Origin of the sequence: Terrabacter sp. NPDC000476, from assembly GCF_040300125.1 — a bacterium.
GTDB lineage: Bacteria > Actinomycetota > Actinomycetes > Actinomycetales > Dermatophilaceae > Terrabacter.
Genome location: NZ_JBEPDF010000001.1, coordinates 671,418 through 688,504, shown reverse-complemented (window position 1 = coordinate 688,504; position 17,087 = coordinate 671,418). Strand labels below are relative to the sequence as shown.

General features: G+C 73.8%; 13 protein-coding genes. 4 read left to right on the top strand and 9 right to left on the bottom strand.

All coding sequences use genetic code 11. The features are described from left to right. Nucleotides 1-27: 27 nt before the first annotated feature. Together ABT295_RS03210 and ABT295_RS03205 are read right to left on the bottom strand one after the other, a co-directional pair. The gene (locus ABT295_RS03210) at nt 28-1,983 is read right to left on the bottom strand and encodes a helix-turn-helix domain-containing protein (RefSeq protein ID WP_352392969.1); all 1,956 of its coding nucleotides are present in this window, start codon (nt 1,981-1,983) and stop codon (nt 28-30) included. Between the two features lie 29 nt (nt 1,984-2,012). Next, nucleotides 2,013-2,846, bottom strand: a complete 834-nt coding sequence (locus ABT295_RS03205) for a 3-hydroxybutyrate dehydrogenase (RefSeq protein WP_352392968.1) — start codon at nt 2,844-2,846, stop codon at nt 2,013-2,015. A 224-nt stretch (nt 2,847-3,070) separates the two neighbouring features. On the opposite strand from ABT295_RS03205, the gene ABT295_RS03200 reads away from it, so the two are divergent. Further along, nucleotides 3,071-3,670 (top strand): TetR/AcrR family transcriptional regulator, encoded by a 600-nt coding sequence (locus tag ABT295_RS03200; RefSeq protein WP_352392967.1) that lies wholly within the window; start codon nt 3,071-3,073, stop codon nt 3,668-3,670. Continuing rightward, nucleotides 3,663-4,886, top strand: a complete 1,224-nt coding sequence (locus ABT295_RS03195; RefSeq protein WP_352392966.1) for a GDSL-type esterase/lipase family protein — start codon at nt 3,663-3,665, stop codon at nt 4,884-4,886. The genes ABT295_RS03200 and ABT295_RS03195 overlap by 8 nt, the downstream gene beginning before the upstream one ends. Before the next feature lie 94 nt (nt 4,887-4,980). Here the strand turns inward: ABT295_RS03195 and ABT295_RS03190 are convergent, their stop codons facing one another. The 5 genes from ABT295_RS03190 to ABT295_RS03170 form a co-directional block, all read right to left on the bottom strand. Further along, on the bottom strand, nt 4,981-6,510 hold the full coding sequence (locus ABT295_RS03190; RefSeq protein WP_352392965.1) for a helix-turn-helix domain-containing protein: 1,530 nt from the start codon (nt 6,508-6,510) through the stop codon (nt 4,981-4,983). Nucleotides 6,511-6,631: 121 nt separating this feature from the next. After that, nucleotides 6,632-8,761: a 3-hydroxyacyl-CoA dehydrogenase NAD-binding domain-containing protein gene (locus ABT295_RS03185; protein ID WP_352392964.1), complete on the bottom strand. Its 2,130-nt coding sequence runs from the start codon at nt 8,759-8,761 to the stop codon at nt 6,632-6,634. After that, a complete protein-coding gene (locus ABT295_RS03180; RefSeq protein WP_352392963.1) occupies nt 8,758-9,987 on the bottom strand; it encodes a thiolase family protein in 1,230 nt (409 codons plus the stop codon). The genes ABT295_RS03185 and ABT295_RS03180 overlap by 4 nt, the downstream gene beginning before the upstream one ends. Before the next feature lie 201 nt (nt 9,988-10,188). Next, entirely contained in the window at nt 10,189-11,514 is a 1,326-nt protein-coding gene (locus ABT295_RS03175) for an HRDC domain-containing protein (RefSeq protein WP_352392962.1), read from the bottom strand. Further along, nucleotides 11,511-12,095 carry a DUF3000 domain-containing protein gene (locus tag ABT295_RS03170; protein WP_352392961.1) on the bottom strand — a complete coding sequence of 195 codons (585 nt, stop codon included), beginning with the start codon at nt 12,093-12,095 and terminating at the stop codon, nt 11,511-11,513. Before ABT295_RS03170 ends, ABT295_RS03175 begins: the two co-directional genes overlap by 4 nt. 93 nt (nt 12,096-12,188) lie before the next feature. On the opposite strand from ABT295_RS03170, the gene hemE reads away from it, so the two are divergent. Further along, nucleotides 12,189-13,241, top strand: coding sequence for a uroporphyrinogen decarboxylase (gene hemE, locus ABT295_RS03165; RefSeq protein WP_352392960.1), 1,053 nt, complete (start codon nt 12,189-12,191; stop codon nt 13,239-13,241). Next, the gene (murJ, locus tag ABT295_RS03160) at nt 13,238-14,935 is read left to right on the top strand and encodes a murein biosynthesis integral membrane protein MurJ (RefSeq protein ID WP_352392959.1); all 1,698 of its coding nucleotides are present in this window, start codon (nt 13,238-13,240) and stop codon (nt 14,933-14,935) included. Before hemE ends, murJ begins: the two co-directional genes overlap by 4 nt. Before the next feature lie 3 nt (nt 14,936-14,938). Here murJ and ABT295_RS03155 read toward each other — a convergent pair whose 3' ends face one another. After that, nucleotides 14,939-16,105, bottom strand: coding sequence for a DUF4349 domain-containing protein (locus tag ABT295_RS03155; protein ID WP_352392958.1), 1,167 nt, complete (start codon nt 16,103-16,105; stop codon nt 14,939-14,941). 110 nt (nt 16,106-16,215) lie between these two features. Then, on the bottom strand, nt 16,216-16,986 hold the full coding sequence (locus ABT295_RS03150; RefSeq protein WP_502991067.1) for a DedA family protein: 771 nt from the start codon (nt 16,984-16,986) through the stop codon (nt 16,216-16,218). Between the last annotated feature and the right edge of the window lie 101 nt (nt 16,987-17,087).

The following is a 17,087-nucleotide window of genomic DNA, read 5'->3' as shown; positions in this document are numbered from 1 at the left end:
CCCGGTCGGCCGGCGGCGCAGCGAGCCTCAGGCGGGGGCCTGCAGGGCTCGCAGGCGCAGGGCGATCTGGAGCTCGAGCGCGTGGTCGGGCGACTGCCACGACTCCCCGAGCAGGGCACCGATGCGCTCGAGCCGCTGCGAGACCGTGTTGACGTGCACGTGCAGGGTGCCGGCGGCGTGCCGGGGGCTGCCCCCGGCGGCGAAGTACGCCGACAGCGTGCCGAGCAGGTCGGTGCCGCGCCGCTCGTCGTAGTCGGCGAGCGGGCCGAGCAGCTTGCGCACGTAGTCGTCGACGTCCGGGTCCGAACCGACGATGAGCCCGGCGAAGCCGAGCTGCGTCGCGGCGGCGCCCTGGCCGCGGTGCCCGAGCGCGATGAGCGCCCCGACGGTGCGAGCGGCCTCGTCGTGCGCCACCCCGACGGCGTCGACGTCGCTGATCGGCCCGACCCCGGCGACGGTGACGCACGTGCGCTTGCCGATGCGGGCGGCCACCGAGCGTGCGAGCGCGTCGGGGTCGCTCGCGAGGTCGGTCGCCGCCGGGCCCGACGGAGCGCCGGCAGCGGCCGCGGTCGTGGAGGAGATGGCCCGCGGCTCGGGGCCGGGGTGCGCAGCGGGCACGAGCGCCACGACGTCGCCGTCGTGGGAGCCGACGAGGGCGTTCTCGCCCGTCGCGGCGCTCGCCGAGATGAGCAGCGCCCGGTGGCCGGCCGCGTCGTCGCCGCGGAGCACGAGCAGGCTGAACGGCCGCTGGAGGTCGAAGCCGGTGGTCCGGGCGAGCGAGAGCCGCTCCTCGCGCGAGCCGCGGCCGGTCACGAGGTCGCTGACGAGGCGGTTGCGCGCCGACTGACGCGCGTCGGCGGCCTGGCGCTCGAAGAGCAGCACGAGGGCGGTGACGAGCCCCGCGCGCTCGACGGTGCGCTGCTCCGAGTCGCTGAGGGCCCCGACACCGCCCACGTAGAGCGTGCCGAGGCGTTCCCGCGCGGCGGTGACCGCGACGGCATACACACCGTTGTGCTCGACGAGGCGGCCCGTGGCCAGCTCCGGGAGGCTGTCGAACGCCTCGACGGGGTCGGCGCCGCGCGACCGTCGCTCGGGCCGGGGCTCCGGCGCCGGGCCGGCTGCGCTCTGCCGGGCGCCCGTCTCGTCGGTCAGCACGGCCCAGCCGCCGAGGAGCTCGGCGAGGCCGGCCGTGAGGTCGTCGACCCCGCCGCCGCCGAGCACGAGCGAGGCGAACCGGTCGTGCGCCGCGGCCGCCTTCTCGACCCCGTCGGCATACTGGCGCACCGTCTCGTGCGCGTGCTCGGCGTCGGCGAGCGCCCGGGTCTGCACGAGCGTCACGGCGGCCAGCGTGGCGAGGTTGCCGAGGAGCGCGACCTCCTCGCGGGTGAAGGGGCGGGAGGAGCGGTTGGCGGCGAAGAGCACGCCCACGAAGTGCGACTCGACGAGCAGCGGCGTGCCGCAGATCGCGATGATGCCCTCCTCGCCGACCGCGCCGTCGATGGCCGAGGTGTGGCGGAAGCGCTCGTCGGACCAGTAGTCGGCGGTCCAGTAGGGCTTGTGGGTCGAGGCGACGAGCCCGCCCAGCCCCGCTCCGAGCGCGAGCCGCACCGACTGGAACGCGGCGCTGACCGACCCGTCGGTGGCCCGCATGAAGGTGTCGCCGGCCTCGGGGTCGTAGAGCGTGAGGTAGGCGAGGTCGGTGCCGACGAGGCGCCGGGCGCGGCGGGTGATGGCCTCGAGCACCGATCCGGGGTCGCTGGCGGCCGCCAGCTCGCGCGCGGTGTCGAGCAGGGCTGCGAGCCCGGCCTCGCGGTGCTGGTGGACCTCTCGCGCCCCGGCGATGCGCAGCGCGAGCTCTCGTGCGGGCGACGGCGCGTCCACGGCCGCGACCTCGCTGAGGGGCGCGTCCGCGGCGAGCAGCTCGAGCAGGCGGACGACCTGTCCGGTCTCGTCGGTGGGCGGCTGCGTCTCGGGGTGGGCCACGGGCAGATCCTAGGTGCGACGGCCGCGGCTCAGTGCGCCGTCCACCCGCCGTCCATCGAGAACGACGTGCCGTTGACCGACGCCGACGCCGGTCCGCAGAGGAAGAGGACGAGGGCGGCCACCTCGTCGGGCTCGACGAGCCGCTTGACCGCGACCGGCGCGAGCATGACCTTCTCGACGACCTCCGACTCCGGGATGCCGTGCGACTGGGCCTGGTCGGCGATCTGCCGCTCGACGAGGGGGGTGCGCACGTAGGCCGGGTTGACGCACGTCGAGGTGACGCCGCGGGGGCCGCCCTCGAGCGCGACGACCTTGGAGAGGCCCTCGAGCCCGTGCTTCGCCGTGACGTACGCCGCCTTGTAGGCGCTCGCGCGCAGACCGTGCACGCTCGAGACGTTGACGATGCGGCCCCAGCCCCGGTCGTACATGTGCGGCAGGCTCTGCCGGATCAGCCGGAAGGGCGAGGCGAGCATCAGGTCGAGGATGAGGTCGAAGCGCTCGAGCGGGAAGTCCTCCACGGGGCTGACGTGCTGGATGCCGGCGTTGTTGACGAGGATGTCGACCTCGGTCGGCAGGTCGGCCAGGGCATCGAGGTCGGCGAGGTCGGCGGTGATCGTCGCGAGGTCGGCGCCGTCGGCGAGGGCCGCGAGACCGGCCGCGTCGCGGTCGACGGCGTGCACCTTGGCGCCGGCCGCGGCCAGGGCGCGCGCCACGCTCGCCCCGATGCCGCTCGCCGCACCCGTGACGAGGGCGGTGCGGCCGGTCAGGTCGACGGGGTCGTTGGCGACGGGGGAGCCCGCCCGGGAACGGCCCGGAGCGGCGTCCGGTACCTCGGTGCTGGCGTCGGTGCGGGGGGCGGGCATGCGGGAAGACTAGGGAGGCCCGCGAGCGGCACCTGTGTGGTCGGCCGCCACAAAACCCGCGGATCCATGTGGATCCGGCTCACCCCGCTTGTGCTGTCCCTCCCGCTCCCGCGTGAGCCGTCCACGGGCTGACGCGTCGCCGTTCCGCACGTCGCCGGTGCGCCCCACGAGTCTCGTCGACCTTCCATCCATAGGTAATTCCCTATGGGTGTTAGGGTGTGCGCATGGAAAGGGTCCAGCTCAACGCCTCCGTGGTCGTCGACCGCGCGGCCGAGCTCGCCGACGCCGACGGTTTCGCCTCCCTGAGCCTGGCCGCCGTGGCGCGGTCGCTCGGGGTGCGGCCGCCCAGCCTCTACGAGCACGTCCGCGACCTCGCCGCGCTGCGCGACGGGGTGACGGTCCTCGCCCTCGACGAGCTCGCGCAGCTCATCGGCGACGCCGTGCTCGGCCGGTCGCGGGGCGAGGCCCTGCTCGGCTACTGCGACGCGCACCGCACCTACGCGCGGGAGCACCCGGGGCGGTGGGAGTCGCTGCAGCGGCGCGCCGGTGCGGCTGCGGTGGGCTCCGACGCCGCGCGCCGGATGGTCCGCGTCATCGACGCGGTGCTGCACGGCTACGGCATACCTGACGACGGCCGCACGCACGCGACGCGGGTGATGGGCGCTGCCGTGCGCGGCTTCCTCGAGCTCGAGCGCATCGGGAGCTTCGCGCACAGCGACCCCGGGTCGGACCTGTCCTGGGACGAGCTGCTCGACTCGCTCCACTTCCTGCTCGTGCACTGGCGCGAGCGTGAGCCACTCCGACGGGAGGAGACCCGTGACTGACCCGGACCTGAAAGACCTCACTGCCGACCTCGATGCCGACCTCGATGCCGACCTCGCTGCCGACCTCGCTGCCGACCTCGCTGCCGACCTCGTCGTCGGCGCCGCCGAGCTCGAGCGCACCGAGCGCGGGCTCCGGCCGCACCGGCTGCCGCACGCCGTGCGCGAGCGCTTCGCCGACCCGCAGCTGCGGCTCATGGAGGCGCAGCCCGCCGGCGTGCGCATCGCCGTCACCACGACGGCTCGTCACCTCGAGCTCGAGCTGCACGCCACCCGGGTGGCCTACCGCGGCATGCCGCGCCCCCGCGGGGCCGTCGACGTCGTCGTCGACGGCGCCCGGCTCGCGTCCCACGCGTTGACCGGCGGAGACGCGCTCGAGCTCGACATGGCCACGGGCGCGAGCACCCTGGCGCCCGGTGGGCCCGACGTCGTGGTCGTCGACGAGCTCCCGGCCGGGGAGAAGTCGGTCGAGATCTGGCTGCCGCACAACGAGCAGGTCGACCTCGTCGCGCTGCGCTCGGACGCGCCGCTCCGCCCTACGCCGCCCAGCGGGCCGCTGTGGCTGCACCACGGCAGCTCGATCAGCCACGGCTCCAACGCGACCGGCCCGGCGAGCACCTGGCCGGCCGTCGCGGCGCGCCGGGCCGGCGTGCGGCTGCACAACCTCGGCTTCGGCGGCAGCGCGCTGGTCGACCCGTTCATGGCGCGGCTCATGCGCGACACCCCGGCCGACCTCATCAGCGCCAAGCTCGGCATCAACGTCGTCAACCTCGACGCGATGCGGCTGCGCAGCTTCGTGCCAGCCGTCCACGGCTTCCTCGACACGATCCGCGACGGCCACCCGGACACGCCGTTGCTGCTCGTCACCCCGATCTTCTGCGGCATCCACGAGGACACCCCGGGGCCTGGCGCCGTCGACCCGTCCGCGCTCGCAGAGGGTGCCGTGCGGTTCGTCGCCACCGGCACGGAGCACGACACGGCGGCGGGTCGCCTGACGCTGCGGGTCATCCGGCAGGCGCTCGCGGAGGTCGTGGCCGCGCGGTCCGACGACCCGAACCTGCACCTGCTCGACGGGCTCGAGCTCTACGGCGAGGCCGACGCGGCCGAGCTGCCGCTGCCCGACGGGCTCCACCCGGACACGGCGGCGCACGCGCTCATCGGCACGCGGTTCGCCGACCTCGCCCTCGCCGCGGGCGGCCCGCTGCAGCCCCGAGCCTGACCCCGCAGCAACACACCGAACAAGTCACAACCCACCGGGATCGGATGCCGGTGGGTTGCGACTTGTTCGGTGTGTTGCGCAGGCGGGGGCGGGGTCAGATGTCGCGGAAGACCTCGATGGTGGCCCCGAGGGCGTTGAGGCGCTCGGCGAGGTCCTCGTAGCCGCGGTTGATGACGTAGACGTTGCGCAGCACCGACGTGCCGGGCGCGGCGAGCATCGCGAGGAGGACGACGACGCCCGGGCGCAGGGCCGGCGGGCAGACGACCTCGGCAGCGCGCCAGCGGGTCGGGCCCTCGACGATGACGCGGTGCGGGTCGAGCAGCTGCACGCGCGCGCCGACCTTCGTCAGCTCGGTGAGGTAGATGGCGCGGTTCTCGTAGACCCAGTCGTGGATCATCGTGCTGCCCTCGGCGACGGCACCGATGAGGGCGAAGAAGGGCAGGTTGTCGATGTTGAGGCCGGGGAACGGCATCGGGTGGATCTTGTCGATGGGGGCGTGCAGCGGCCCGGGGATCGTCGTCAGGTCGACGAGGCGGGTCTTGCCGTTGGCCGAGGCGTACTCCGGCGACAGGTCGTACTTCATCCCCATGCCGTCGAGGGTCGCGAGCTCGATCTCGATGAACTCGATCGGCACGCGCCGGATCGTGATCGCGCTGTCGGTGACGACTGCGGCGGCGATGAGGCTCATCGCCTCGATCGGGTCCTCGCTGGGGGAGTACTCCACGTCGACGTCGATCTCGGCCACACCGTGCACCGTCAGCGTCGTCGTGCCGATGCCGTCGATGCGCACGCCGAGCTTCTCGAGGAAGAAGCAGAGGTCCTGCACCATGTAGTTGGGGCTCGCGTTGCGGATGACCGTCGTGCCCGCGTGGCGCGCGGCGGCCATCAGCACGTTCTCGGTGACGGTGTCGCCGCGCTCGGTGAGCACGATGGCGCGCTGGGGGTTGACCGAGCGGTCCGAGTGGGCCTCGTAGAACCCGTGCGTGGCGGTCACCTCGAGGCCGAAGGCGCGCAGGGCGCTGAGGTGCGGCTCGACGGTGCGGGTGCCGAGGTCGCAGCCACCGGCATACGGCAGCTGGAAGTCCTCGTGCTCGTGCAGCAGCGGGCCGAGGAACATGATGACGGTGCGGGTGCGGCGGGCGGCGGCCACGTCGATGTCGTCGAGGTTGAGCACCGCCGGCGGCACGATCTCGAGGTCGTTGCTGTCGGGCAGCCAGCGCGTGCGCACGCCGATCGAGGCGAGCACCTCGAGGATGCGGTTGACCTCCTCGATGCGGGCCAGGCTGCGCAGCGTCGTGCGGCCGCGGTTGAGCAGCGCGGCGCAGAGGAGCGCGACGGCGGCGTTCTTGGAGGTCTTGACGTCGATCGAGCCGGTCAGCTTCTGGCCGCCGACGATGCGCAGGTGCTGCGGGCCGGAGTGGCCGAGCGAGACGAACTCGGAGTCGAGGGCGTCACCGATCTTGGCGAGCATGTCGAGGCTGAGGTTCTGCTTGCCCTGCTCGATGCGGGTCACCGCGCCCTGCGACGTTCCGAGCAGCTCGGCGAGGTCCGACTGGGTCATCCCCTTGTGGCGTCGCGCGTCGCGGATGAGTCCGCCGATCCGGGTCAGGTAGGTCTGAGGCACGCGTTCGAGGCTAACTCATATATGAGTTATGGCAAACCGCCACGCCGGACGGGGCCGCCCCGGGTGGTCCCGGAGCGGCCCCGTCGTGGGCCGGCGGCCGTATGCCGTGTGGTGGGCCCGGTCAGGCGCGCGCGTTCGCGACGCCCGCGGGCAGGAACCGGGCGCCGGTGACCGCCTCGGCGACGCCGGTGCGGTCGAGCAGCGGCGTGATGCCGCCGTTCCAGAACTGGAAGCCCGCGCCCGTGATCATCGCGAGGTCGATGTCCATCGGGGCCTGCGCGACGCCCTCGTCGAGCATCCGGCGGGCCTCGTCGGCGAGCACGGTCAGCACGCGCTGGCGCACCTGAGCGAGGTCGAGCACGACGGGCTCGGCCGGCTTCTCGACGAGCTCGGCGACCTCGGGGTCGAGGACCGGGCGCCCCGTGCTCATGTCGTAGAAGCCGCGCTTGCCGGCCGCGACGAGGCGCTGGAGCGTCGGCGACGCGTAGAAGCGGTCCGGGAAGGCGCGGACCAGCGTCTCGCCGTTGTGCAGGGCGATGGCCGGACCGACGAGCCCGATGAGCACGAAGGGCGGCATCGGCGCGAGCCCCGCGAAGGCGCGGTCGACGACCTCGATCGGCGTGCCCTCGTCGAGGATCTTCGCGGCCTCGCCCATGAACCGGCCGAGGAGGCGGTTGACGATGAAGGAGGGGCGGTCGGCCGCGCGGATGCACGTCTTCCGCAGGGCCTTGCCGACCGCGAAGGCCGTTGCGAGCGTGGGGTCGTCGGTGCGCTCACCGGGGATGATCTCGAGCAGCGGCATGACGGCCACGGGGTTGAAGAAGTGGAAGCCCACGACGCGCTCGGGGTGCTCGAGCTGCGACGCCATCTCGGCGATCGACAGGCTCGAGGTGTTCGTCGCGAGCACGCACTCGGGCGACACGACGGCCTCGACCTCGGCGAAGACCTGCTGCTTGACCGACATCTCCTCGAAGACGGCCTCGATGACGAAGTCGGCGTCGGCGAAGCCGTCCTTGCTCGTCGACCCCGTGACGAGCGCCTTGTAGCGGTTGAGCCGGTCGGGGTTCAGCCGCCCCTTGCCGGCCAGCTTGTCGAGCTCGGCGTGCACGTAGCCGACGCCCTTGGCGACGCGCTCGTCGTCGATGTCGGTGAGCACGACGGGCACCTGAAGGCGCTGGATGAACAGCAGCGCGAGCTGGCTCGCCATGAGGCCGGCGCCGACGATGCCGACCTTGGTCACCTTCCGCGCGAGCGCCTGGTCGGGCGCTCCCGCCGGGCGCTTGGCGCGCTTCTGCACGAGCTCGAACGCGTAGAGCCCGGCGCGCAGCTCGTCGCTCATGAGCAGGTCGGCGAGCACCTCGTCCTCGGCCGCGAAGCCCTCCTCGCGGGTCGCGGTGCGCGCGGCGGCGAGCAGGTCGAGGGCGGCGTACGGGCTCCTGGCCTGGCGGCCCGTCTTGACGTCGGCGAGCTTGCGGGCCTTGGCGATCGCCGCGTCCCACGCCATCGCGTCGCGGTCCACCTCGGGTCGCTCGACGGTGACCTCGCCGGTGAGCACGCGGGCGGCCCACGCCACCGACTCCTCGAGGAAGTCGGCGGGCTCGAGCAGCACGTCGGACATGCCGAGCGCGTGGGCCTGCGGACCCTTGAGCATGCGGTTCTGGCTCAGCGGGTTCTCGACGACGACGGTGATCGCCCTCTCGATGCCGACGAGGTTGGGCAGCATCCAGCAGCCGCCCCAGCCGGGCACGAGGCCGAGGAAGACCTCGGGCAGCGCGACGGCCGGGACGCCGGCGCTCATGGTGCGGTAGGTCGCCGACAGCGCCAGCTCCACGCCGCCGCCCATCGCGGCGCCGTTGACGAAGGCGAACGTCGGCACCGGCAGGTCGGCGAAGGCCGCGTAGGCGGCGTGGCCGGAACGCGCGATCTCGAGCGCTTGGTCGCGGGAGCCGAGGAACGGCACACCGGTGAGGTCGGCGCCGACGGCGAAGACGAACGGCTTTCCCGTCACGGCGACGGCCGCGACCTCGCCCGCCTCGGCGCGGACGCGCAGCTCGGCGACCGTGGCGGCGAGGCCGGCGATCGACTGCGGGCCGAAGGTGTTCGGCTTGGTGTGGTCGAAGCCGTTGTCGAGGGTGATGAGCGCGAGGGTGCCGGCGCCACCGGGCAGCGCGACGTCCCGCACGGGCGTGCGCGTCACGACCTCGGTCGCGAAGTCTGCTGCAGCCGTGGGCTTCTCGGTCGTGGCGGTCACGCGACGTCCTCCTTCTCGATCGAGGCGACGTAGTCCTCGTGGTGCGGGTTCTCCCAGACGACGGCGCCGCCCATGCCGATGCCGATGCACATCGCGGTGAGGCCGTAGCGGACCTCCGGGTGCTCCTCGAACTGGCGCGCGAGCTGCGTCATGAGGCGCACGCCCGAGCTCGCGAGCGGGTGGCCGGTGGCGATGGCGCCGCCGTACTCGTTGACGCGCGGGTCGTCGTCGGCGATGCCGAAGTGGTCGAGGAAGGCGAGCACCTGCACGGCGAACGCCTCGTTGAGCTCGAAGAGGCCGATGTCCTCGATCGACAGGCCCGCCTTGGCGAGGGCCTTCTCGGTGGCGGGCACCGGCCCGACGCCCATGACCTCGGGCTCGACGCCGACGAAGGAGTAGGAGACGAGGCGCATGCGGATGGGCAGGCCGAGGTCGGTCGCCGCCTGCTCGGAGGCGAGCAGGCACGCGGTCGCGCCGTCGTTGAGTCCCGCCGCGTTGCCGGCGGTGACGTTGCCGTGCGCGCGGAACGGGGTCTTGAGCTGGCCGAGGTCCTCGACGGTCGTGCCGGGCCGCGGGGGCTCGTCGGCGGTCGCGAGGCCCCAGCCGAGCTCGGCGTGGCGGGTGGCGACGGTGACGAGGTCGCGCTGGATCTTGCCGTCGGCATACGCCTGCGCGAGCTTGTCCTGGCTGCCGACGGCGAAGGCGTCGGAGCGGGCCTTGGTGAGGGCCGGGAAGCGGTCGTGCAGGTTCTCGGCGGTCTTGCCCATGACGAGCGCGTCGGGGTCGACGATCTTCTCGCTGACGATCCGCGGGTTGGGGTCGACGCCCTCGCCCATCGGGTGGCGCCCCATGTGCTCGACGCCGCCGGCGATGGCGATGTCGTAGGCGCCGAAGGCGATCGAGCTCGCCGTGTTCGTGACGGCCGTCATGGCGCCGGCGCACATGCGGTCGACCGAGTAGCCGGGGGTCGTGTTCGGCAGTCCGGAGAGCAGCGCGGCCGTGCGGCCGAGCGTCAGGCCCTGGTCGCCGATCTGGGTGGTCGCGGCGATGGCGACCTCCTCGACCTTGTCCTTGGGCAGGGTCGGGTTGCGGTGCAGCAGCTCGCGGATGCACCGGACGACGAGGTCGTCCGCCCGGGTCTGGGCGTACATGCCCTTCTCGCCGGCCTTGCCGAACGGCGTGCGGACGCCGTCGACGAAGACGACCTCGGAAAGTGCGCGGGGCACGGGTGCCTCCCAGTGGATCGAGAATCGGAGTGCCGGACGCGGCCGGCAACGGGTCGCGAGGAGCGCGGCCTCCTTGATCCTACTTCTCGGTAACTTCCGCGGCGACGAACCCTGCGGGTGACCATCCTCACGGCCGAGGGCCGTCGGCGCACTCGGACGTCGACGGCACGTCGACCGCGTGCGACCGCGCGCGACCGCGCGTCAGGCGGGTGGGTTCTCGCTGCAGGCGAGCGAGACGAGGGGGGCGGTGATCGTCGTCTGCCACCGGCGTGCGCCCATGGCCGACAGGCCCTCGGCCACCTCGGCGGTGGTCGGTGCGGCCGGCCCCTCCCAGAGGTAGCGGCGCAGCAGGTCGGGCGTCAGCAGGTTCTCGACCGGCACGGCCAGCTCGTCGGAGACCGCGCCGAGCAGCTCACGGGCGCGGGCGAGGCGGGCCGCGGCGACGGGGTCGCGGTCGGCCCAGGCCTTGGGCGGCGGCGGGCCGCTCGGCGGCAGGGCCAGCACGGGCAGGTCGCTCTCGGGCAGGTCGAGCGCGTGCGCGACGACCTCGAGGATGGCGCTCTGGTGCCGGCGCACCGACCGGGCGAGGCGGGGCTCGCTGACGGTGACGGTGCGCGGCGGGCGCGCGGCCCGCTGGTTGGCGATGGCGATCTCGCTGATCGCGGCGTCGGGCAGCACCCGGCCGGGCGAGGTGTCGCGTTCCTGGGCCACGCCGTCGCGCCAGAGCCACAGCTCGCGCACGATGGCGAGGCCGCGGCGCCCGCGCACCTTGTGCATGCCGGACGTGCGCCGCCACGGGTCGGTGCGGGGCTCGGGACCGGTGAAGCCGAGCAGGTGGGTGAACTCCTCGGCGGCCCAGCCCGCCTTGCCCTGTGCGGTGAGCTCGGCGGCCACCGCGTCGCGGAGGTCACCGAGCACCTCGACGTCGAGGGCGGCATACCGCAGCCACGGCTCGGGAAGGGGGCGGTCGGACCAGTCGACGGCCGAGTGCTCCTTGGCCAGCTGGAGCCCGAGGTAGTGCTCGACCATGGCGCCGAGCCCGACGCGCGGCAGGCCGGCGAGCCGCCCGCCCAGCTCGGTGTCGAAGAGCGCGGTGGGCCGCATGCCGACCTCGGCCAGGCACGGGAGGTCCTGCGTGGCGGCGTGCAGGATCCACTCGGCGTCGCCGATGGCCTCGCCGACGGGGGAGAGGTCGGGGCAGGCGATGGGGTCGATGAGCCAGCTGCCCGAGCCCTCGCGGCGCAGCTGCACGAGGTAGGCGCGCTGGCCGTAGCGGTAGCCCGACGCCCGCTCGGCGTCCACGCCCACCGGGCCGGTGCCGTTCGCGATGGCCTCGGCCGCGCGCATCAGCGTGCGCTCGTCGGTGACGACGTCCGGCACGCCGTCGCGCGGGTGCGTCAACGGGACGAGGACGCGCGCCTCCGGCTCCGGGGCCTGGGGTTCGACCGCCTGGGGCTCGACGGCCTGGGACTCGAGGACCTCCGGCGCCGTCACGTCGGGCGCGGGGTCGTGCGGCTCAGCCGTCACCGGCGCTGTCCCGGCAGGGGAACGACGCCGTCGGGCAGGGGTGGGATGCCGGCGACCGTGCACAGCATGTCGGCCCAGGCCCGCAGGTGGTCGGTCACGTCGCCGGCGACGGGGGTCCACGACGCGCGGAGCTCCATCTCGACGCTCGCCTCGCGCTCGGCGAGTCCGGCGAAGCTCTCGCTGACGACGCGCGTCACGGTGCCGGCCTCGGCCGTCCACGTGAGCCCGCGCTCGGCGAGGGAGTCGGTGAGCCACGACCAGCCGACGGCACCGAGCATCGGGTCGCCCGAGAGCTCGGGCTCGAGCTCGGCGCGCGCGAACGTGACGATGCGCCACTGGCCGTTCCACGTGTCGGGGGCGGCCGGGTCGTGGAGCACGACGAAGCGGCCCGTCGCGAGGTCCTCCTCGGGGTCGCTGACGTCGATGACGTCGGCGGTCAGCGCGGCCGCGAAGGGCGCGATGCGCGTCGGTGCCGGAACCTCCGTCAGGCGCACCTCGGAGCGCAGACGGACGTCCCGGAGGTCGCTCAGCGTCCTCGCGAAGACGGCGCCGCTGCTGCCCGGCAGCGTTCTCGTGTGCACCACCCGAGCGTATGCCGGGTCCGGGCGTTCTGTCCTCAGGGCGCGCCGTGCGCGTGGCGCGAGGCGCTCGGCGCACCGTGGCAGGATTGACCGGTGCCGACCACAGCCCCGCCAGACACCCGCCAGAGCGACATCGTCCGCGCTGCGCGCCGCGAGTCGACCACCCGGACGCCGGTGTGGTTCATGCGCCAGGCCGGTCGCTCGCTGCCGGAGTACCGCGCGATCCGCGAGGGCGTGCCGATGCTCGAGTCGTGCATGCGCCCCGAGCTCGTCACGGAGATCACCCTCCAGCCGGTGCGCCGCCACGGCGTCGACGCCGCCATCTTCTTCAGCGACATCGTCGTGCCGCTCAAGGCCATCGGCGTCGACCTCGACATCGTGCCCGGCGTCGGCCCCGTCGTGGCCCGGCCGATCCGCACCGCGGCAGACCTCGACCAGCTCGTGCCGCTGACGCCCGAGCACGTGCCCTTCATCACCGAGGCCGTGCACCAGCTCGTGGCCGAGCTCGGCGAGACCCCGCTCATCGGCTTCGCCGGCGCGCCGTTCACCCTCGCCAGCTACCTCGTCGAGGGTGGTCCGTCGAAGAACCACGAGAAGACCAAGGCCCTCATGCACGGCGACCCGCAGCTGTGGGACGCCTTGTGCGCCAAGCTCGCCCAGATCTCCGGGGAGTTCCTGCGCGTGCAGGCCGAGGCCGGGGCGAGCGTGGTGCAGCTCTTCGACTCGTGGGCCGGTGCCCTGTCCAGGGCCGACTACGCCGCCCGCGCGATGCCGCACTCCGCGGTCGCCCTCGGGATGGTCGCCGACCTCGACGTGCCCCGCATCCACTTCGGCGTCGGCACCGGCGAGCTGCTCGCGCTCATGGGCGAGGCGGGCGCCGAGGTCGTCGGCGTCGACTACCGCGTCTCGCTGACCGACGCCGTCGAGCGCCTCGGGCCGACGTACGCCGTCCAGGGCAACCTCGACCCGGCGCTGCTCTTCGCGCCGTGGGAGGCCCTCGAGCGACGGGTCCGCGAGATCGTCGAGGAGGGGCGCCGGGCGCCGGGGCACATCTTCAACCTCGGCCACGGGGTGCTGCCGGCCGTCGACCCGGACGTCCTGACGCGCGTCACCGCCCTCGTCCACGAGTGCTCGAGCCGCCCATGACGACGACCACCGCGACCGCGGCTCCCTCCGTCGCCCGCTCGAGCCTGACGATGCTCGGCGGGTCGGTGGCATCGCGCGTGCTCGGCGTCGTGCGCAACGGCCTCATCACCTTCATCATCGGCGCGAAGCTGGCCGGTGACGCCTTCTCGCTCGCCAACACGCTGCCCAACGTCCTCTACGTGCTCGCGGCCGGCGGCATCCTCAACGCCGTGCTCATCCCGTCGCTCGCGCGGGCCATGAAGCTCGCGGACGGCGGGCAGGAGTTCACCGACCGCGTCATCACCGTCGCGCTGGCCGGCATGGCCGTCATCACGGCCGCCGTCATGGCGGGCGCCGCCGGGTTCGTGTGGCTGCTCGCGAGCAACAACTCCGACGACTTCAAGAGCCTCGCGCTCGCCTTCTCGCTCATCTGCCTGCCGCAGATCTTCTTCTACGGCCTCTTCGCCCTGCTCGGGCAGATCCTCAACGCCCGCGGCCAGTTCGGGGCGTTCGCGTGGGCGCCGTTCTTCGCCAACGTCGTCGCCGTGGCCGGGCTGCTCGTCTTCCTGGTGGCCTTCGGGCGCCCCCTCGGGCAACCGGTCGAGGGCCAGCCGCAGCCGGGCGACCCCGCGCAGTGGACCGGGCCGATGATCTGGCTCTTCGCCGGGTCGGCCACCCTGTCGGTGGTCGTGCAGGCGCTCTCGCTGGTGCCCGCCCTGCGGCGCACCGGCTTCCGCTACCGGCCGCGCTGGGGCCTGCGCGGGGTCGGGCTCGGCGGGGTCAGGCGGCTCGCCGTGTGGGCCTTCGTGGGTCTGGCCGTCTCGCAGGTCGGCTTCTTCATCAGCCAGGGCGCGCTCAACAACGCGACGGCGTCGGCGAAGACCCTCGGGCTCTCGCTCGACGCGCGTGGTCCTGCCGCGTACGGCATTGCCTTCACGCTCTTCATGCTGCCGCACGCCTTCGTCACCGTCTCGATCATGACCGCGCTCTTCCCCCGCTTCTCGAAGGCCGCGGCGGCCGACGACCGGGCGACGCTGCGGCGCGACTTCCGCACGGGCCTCACGATGCCGCTCGTGGTCAACGTGCCGATCATGGTGGCGGTCATCGTCCTCGCCCAGCCGGTCGTGGCCCTGCTCAACCCCGGTATCGACCAGCGCTCGGTCGAGGTGGCGTCGAGCGTGCTCGTCATCATGATCCTCGGTCTCGTGCCGTTCGGCCTCGACCTGCTCTGCTACCGGATGTTCTTCGCCCTCGAGGACGGCCGGCCGACGGTGGTGATGCAGGTGCTGCTCACCGGCATCAGTGCCGTTGCCGGCGTCGTGACGCTCTTCATCAACCCGGTGTGGGCGATCGGCGTCATGGCGGTGGGGCAGACCGTCGGCAACGTCGTGAGCTCGGCCGTCGGCCTGCACCTGCTCCGCCGTCGCATCGGCCCGCTCGGCCTGACGAGCGGTCTCGTCACCGCGTCGCGGGTCGGCGCCGCCGCGGCGCTGGCCGGACTCGTCGCCTGGGGCGCCACGACGGTGCTCGACCCCATCACGGGGGCGGCCATCGCCGAGGGTGGCTCGGCCCTGCGCCGGATGTTCGCCAGCGCCGTGGAGATCGGGCTCGTCGGGCTCGTCCTCGGGGTCGTCTACGTCGGTCTCGCCCACGCCTTCGGGGTGCGCGAGATGCGCCAGGTCGCGGGGCTCGTCCGGGGCAAGCTCGGCCGCTGACGGCTATGCCGACGGGTCGGCGCCCGGGCTGCCGGTCGGCGACGGGACCGACGCCGGGGCGCCCGGGGTGCTTGCGGCGCTCGGGGAGGTGGTCGTCGAGCTGGGAGCCGGCGTCGTCGCACGCCGGCGCCAGAGCCGCCCGAGCACGACGACGATCGGGATGCCGACGACGAGCCAGGGCAGCAGCACGGCCAGGCCGGTGAGGATCACGGTGAGCGAGCCGAGCAGGGCCTCCCACGCCGCGCGCACGGTGGCGACGAAGCCGCCGTCGTCGGTCGTCGACGCCGGGGTGGAGCCGGTCCAGAGGGCGACCGTCACCGTGCTCGTGGCGGTGATGCGGTCGAGCTCGGCCAGCCGTTGCCGCAGCGAGTCGAGGTCGGCCTGCCGCCGGGTCAGCTCGCTCTCGAGGGTGATGACCTGCGGCAGGCCGGTGGCCTTGGCGAGCAGGGCCCGCACGCGGTCGATTCCGTCCTGCATCGGGCCGATCCGCGCCTTGGTGTCGACGTAGCCGTCGGTCACGTCCTCCGACGTCGACGACCGGTACGAGACCGACCCCAGCTTCGAGAGCTGGGTGAGCACGTCGTCGAGGGCCGCCGCGGGCACGCTGAGGGTGAGCCGGGCCTCGTCGACCCCGACGCCCGGCACGGACGGCGCCGACCCGGTTCCCACCGTCTGGTCCCCGCCCTGACGGCCGACCTGATCGCCGACCTGGCCGTCGACCTGGCCGTCCGCCGGACCGGCCGCGGTCACGACGTTCTCGGACGTCACGGACCCGCCCGCCCCCGAGGCGAGGAGGCGCACCCTGGCCGCCGAGGCCGCGAGGTCGCCCACCTGGAGGCCGAGCCACGCGGTGCGCGCGATCTTCGCCCCGACGACCGCGGCCGCCGCGCCCCCGGCCGAGGAGGGGCTGCTGTCCGTCGCAGGCGCCTTGGCCGCCGAGCTGCCGTCGAAGGCGGCCCCGGGCGACGTGCCCCCGCTCGCCTCGCGCCCGACCGGGTCCGCGCTCCCCGTCGACATGGACGGGGCCGAGCCGGATCGGAGCGCGCCCAGGCCCAGGGGGACCGAGAGCAGGAGCAGCGCCACCACGGCGAGCGCGACGACCGGTCGGCGCCGCGAGGCCGGCACGACCGGCCCTCGGCGGAGGGGACGCAGGTGGGGTGAGGCGGTCATGGCGTGCCTTTCGACAGGTCGCCCACCGCGTCGTGCCGCGGCCTGCGTGGCGACGTCCTGCCCCTAGGACACGCGGCGCAGCCCGATCGTTGCCGGGCCGAGCGCCGCCGTCAGCGACGCGGGGTCGCGGTCTCCTCCTCGCTGGTGCCGGCGCCGGGACCCACCTCCGGGGCCGACGGGGTGGAGCGGACGGCCCGCCCCCGGCGGACCCGGCGCACGACGAGCGCGACGAGCAGCACGACGACGACGCCGATGACGACCTTGTCGAGCACGCCGGAGTAGCGGTCGACGAGCTCGTAGCGGGAGCCGAGCACGTAGCCCAGCCCGATGAGCAGCCCGTTCCAGACGGCGCTCCCGGCGATCGTCAAGACCGTGAAGCTCGTCCACGGCATCCGGACGGCGCCGGCGGGCAGCGACACGAGGCTGCGGACGCCCGGCACGAGACGGCCGAGGAAGACCGAGCGGCGCCCGTGGTCGGCGAACCAGGCGGTCGCGCGCTCGAAGTCGTGGCGGTCGACGAGGGGGAGACGCGCCATGACCCGGATGGCGCGTTCCTGGCCGAGCCGCGCGGCGAGCAGGTAGAGCACGAGCGCGCCGAGGTAGGAGCCCACGGTGCTCGTCACGAGCAGCAGCACGAGGCCGAGCTGGCCCTGGCGGGCGATGAACCCGGCGAGCGGCAGCACGACCTCGCTCGGGATCGGCGGCAGCACCGTCTCGAGGAAGGTGAGGGCGCCGACGCCCCACTCGCCGAGGGCGGCGATGACGCGGTAGGCGACGCCCACCAGGCCGGAGAGGTCGGCCGAGGGCTGCAGGGCCGGGGCGACGCCGGCGTGGACGGGGGTCATGGCGGGCGCGGCGGCGAGCAGCGCGAGGGTACCCATGGGTCAACGGTCCCTCATGGACACCGCCTCGACCAAACGCCTCGACCAAACGCCTCTACCGAACGACTCGACCGAACGACTCGACCGAACCCTCGACCGAA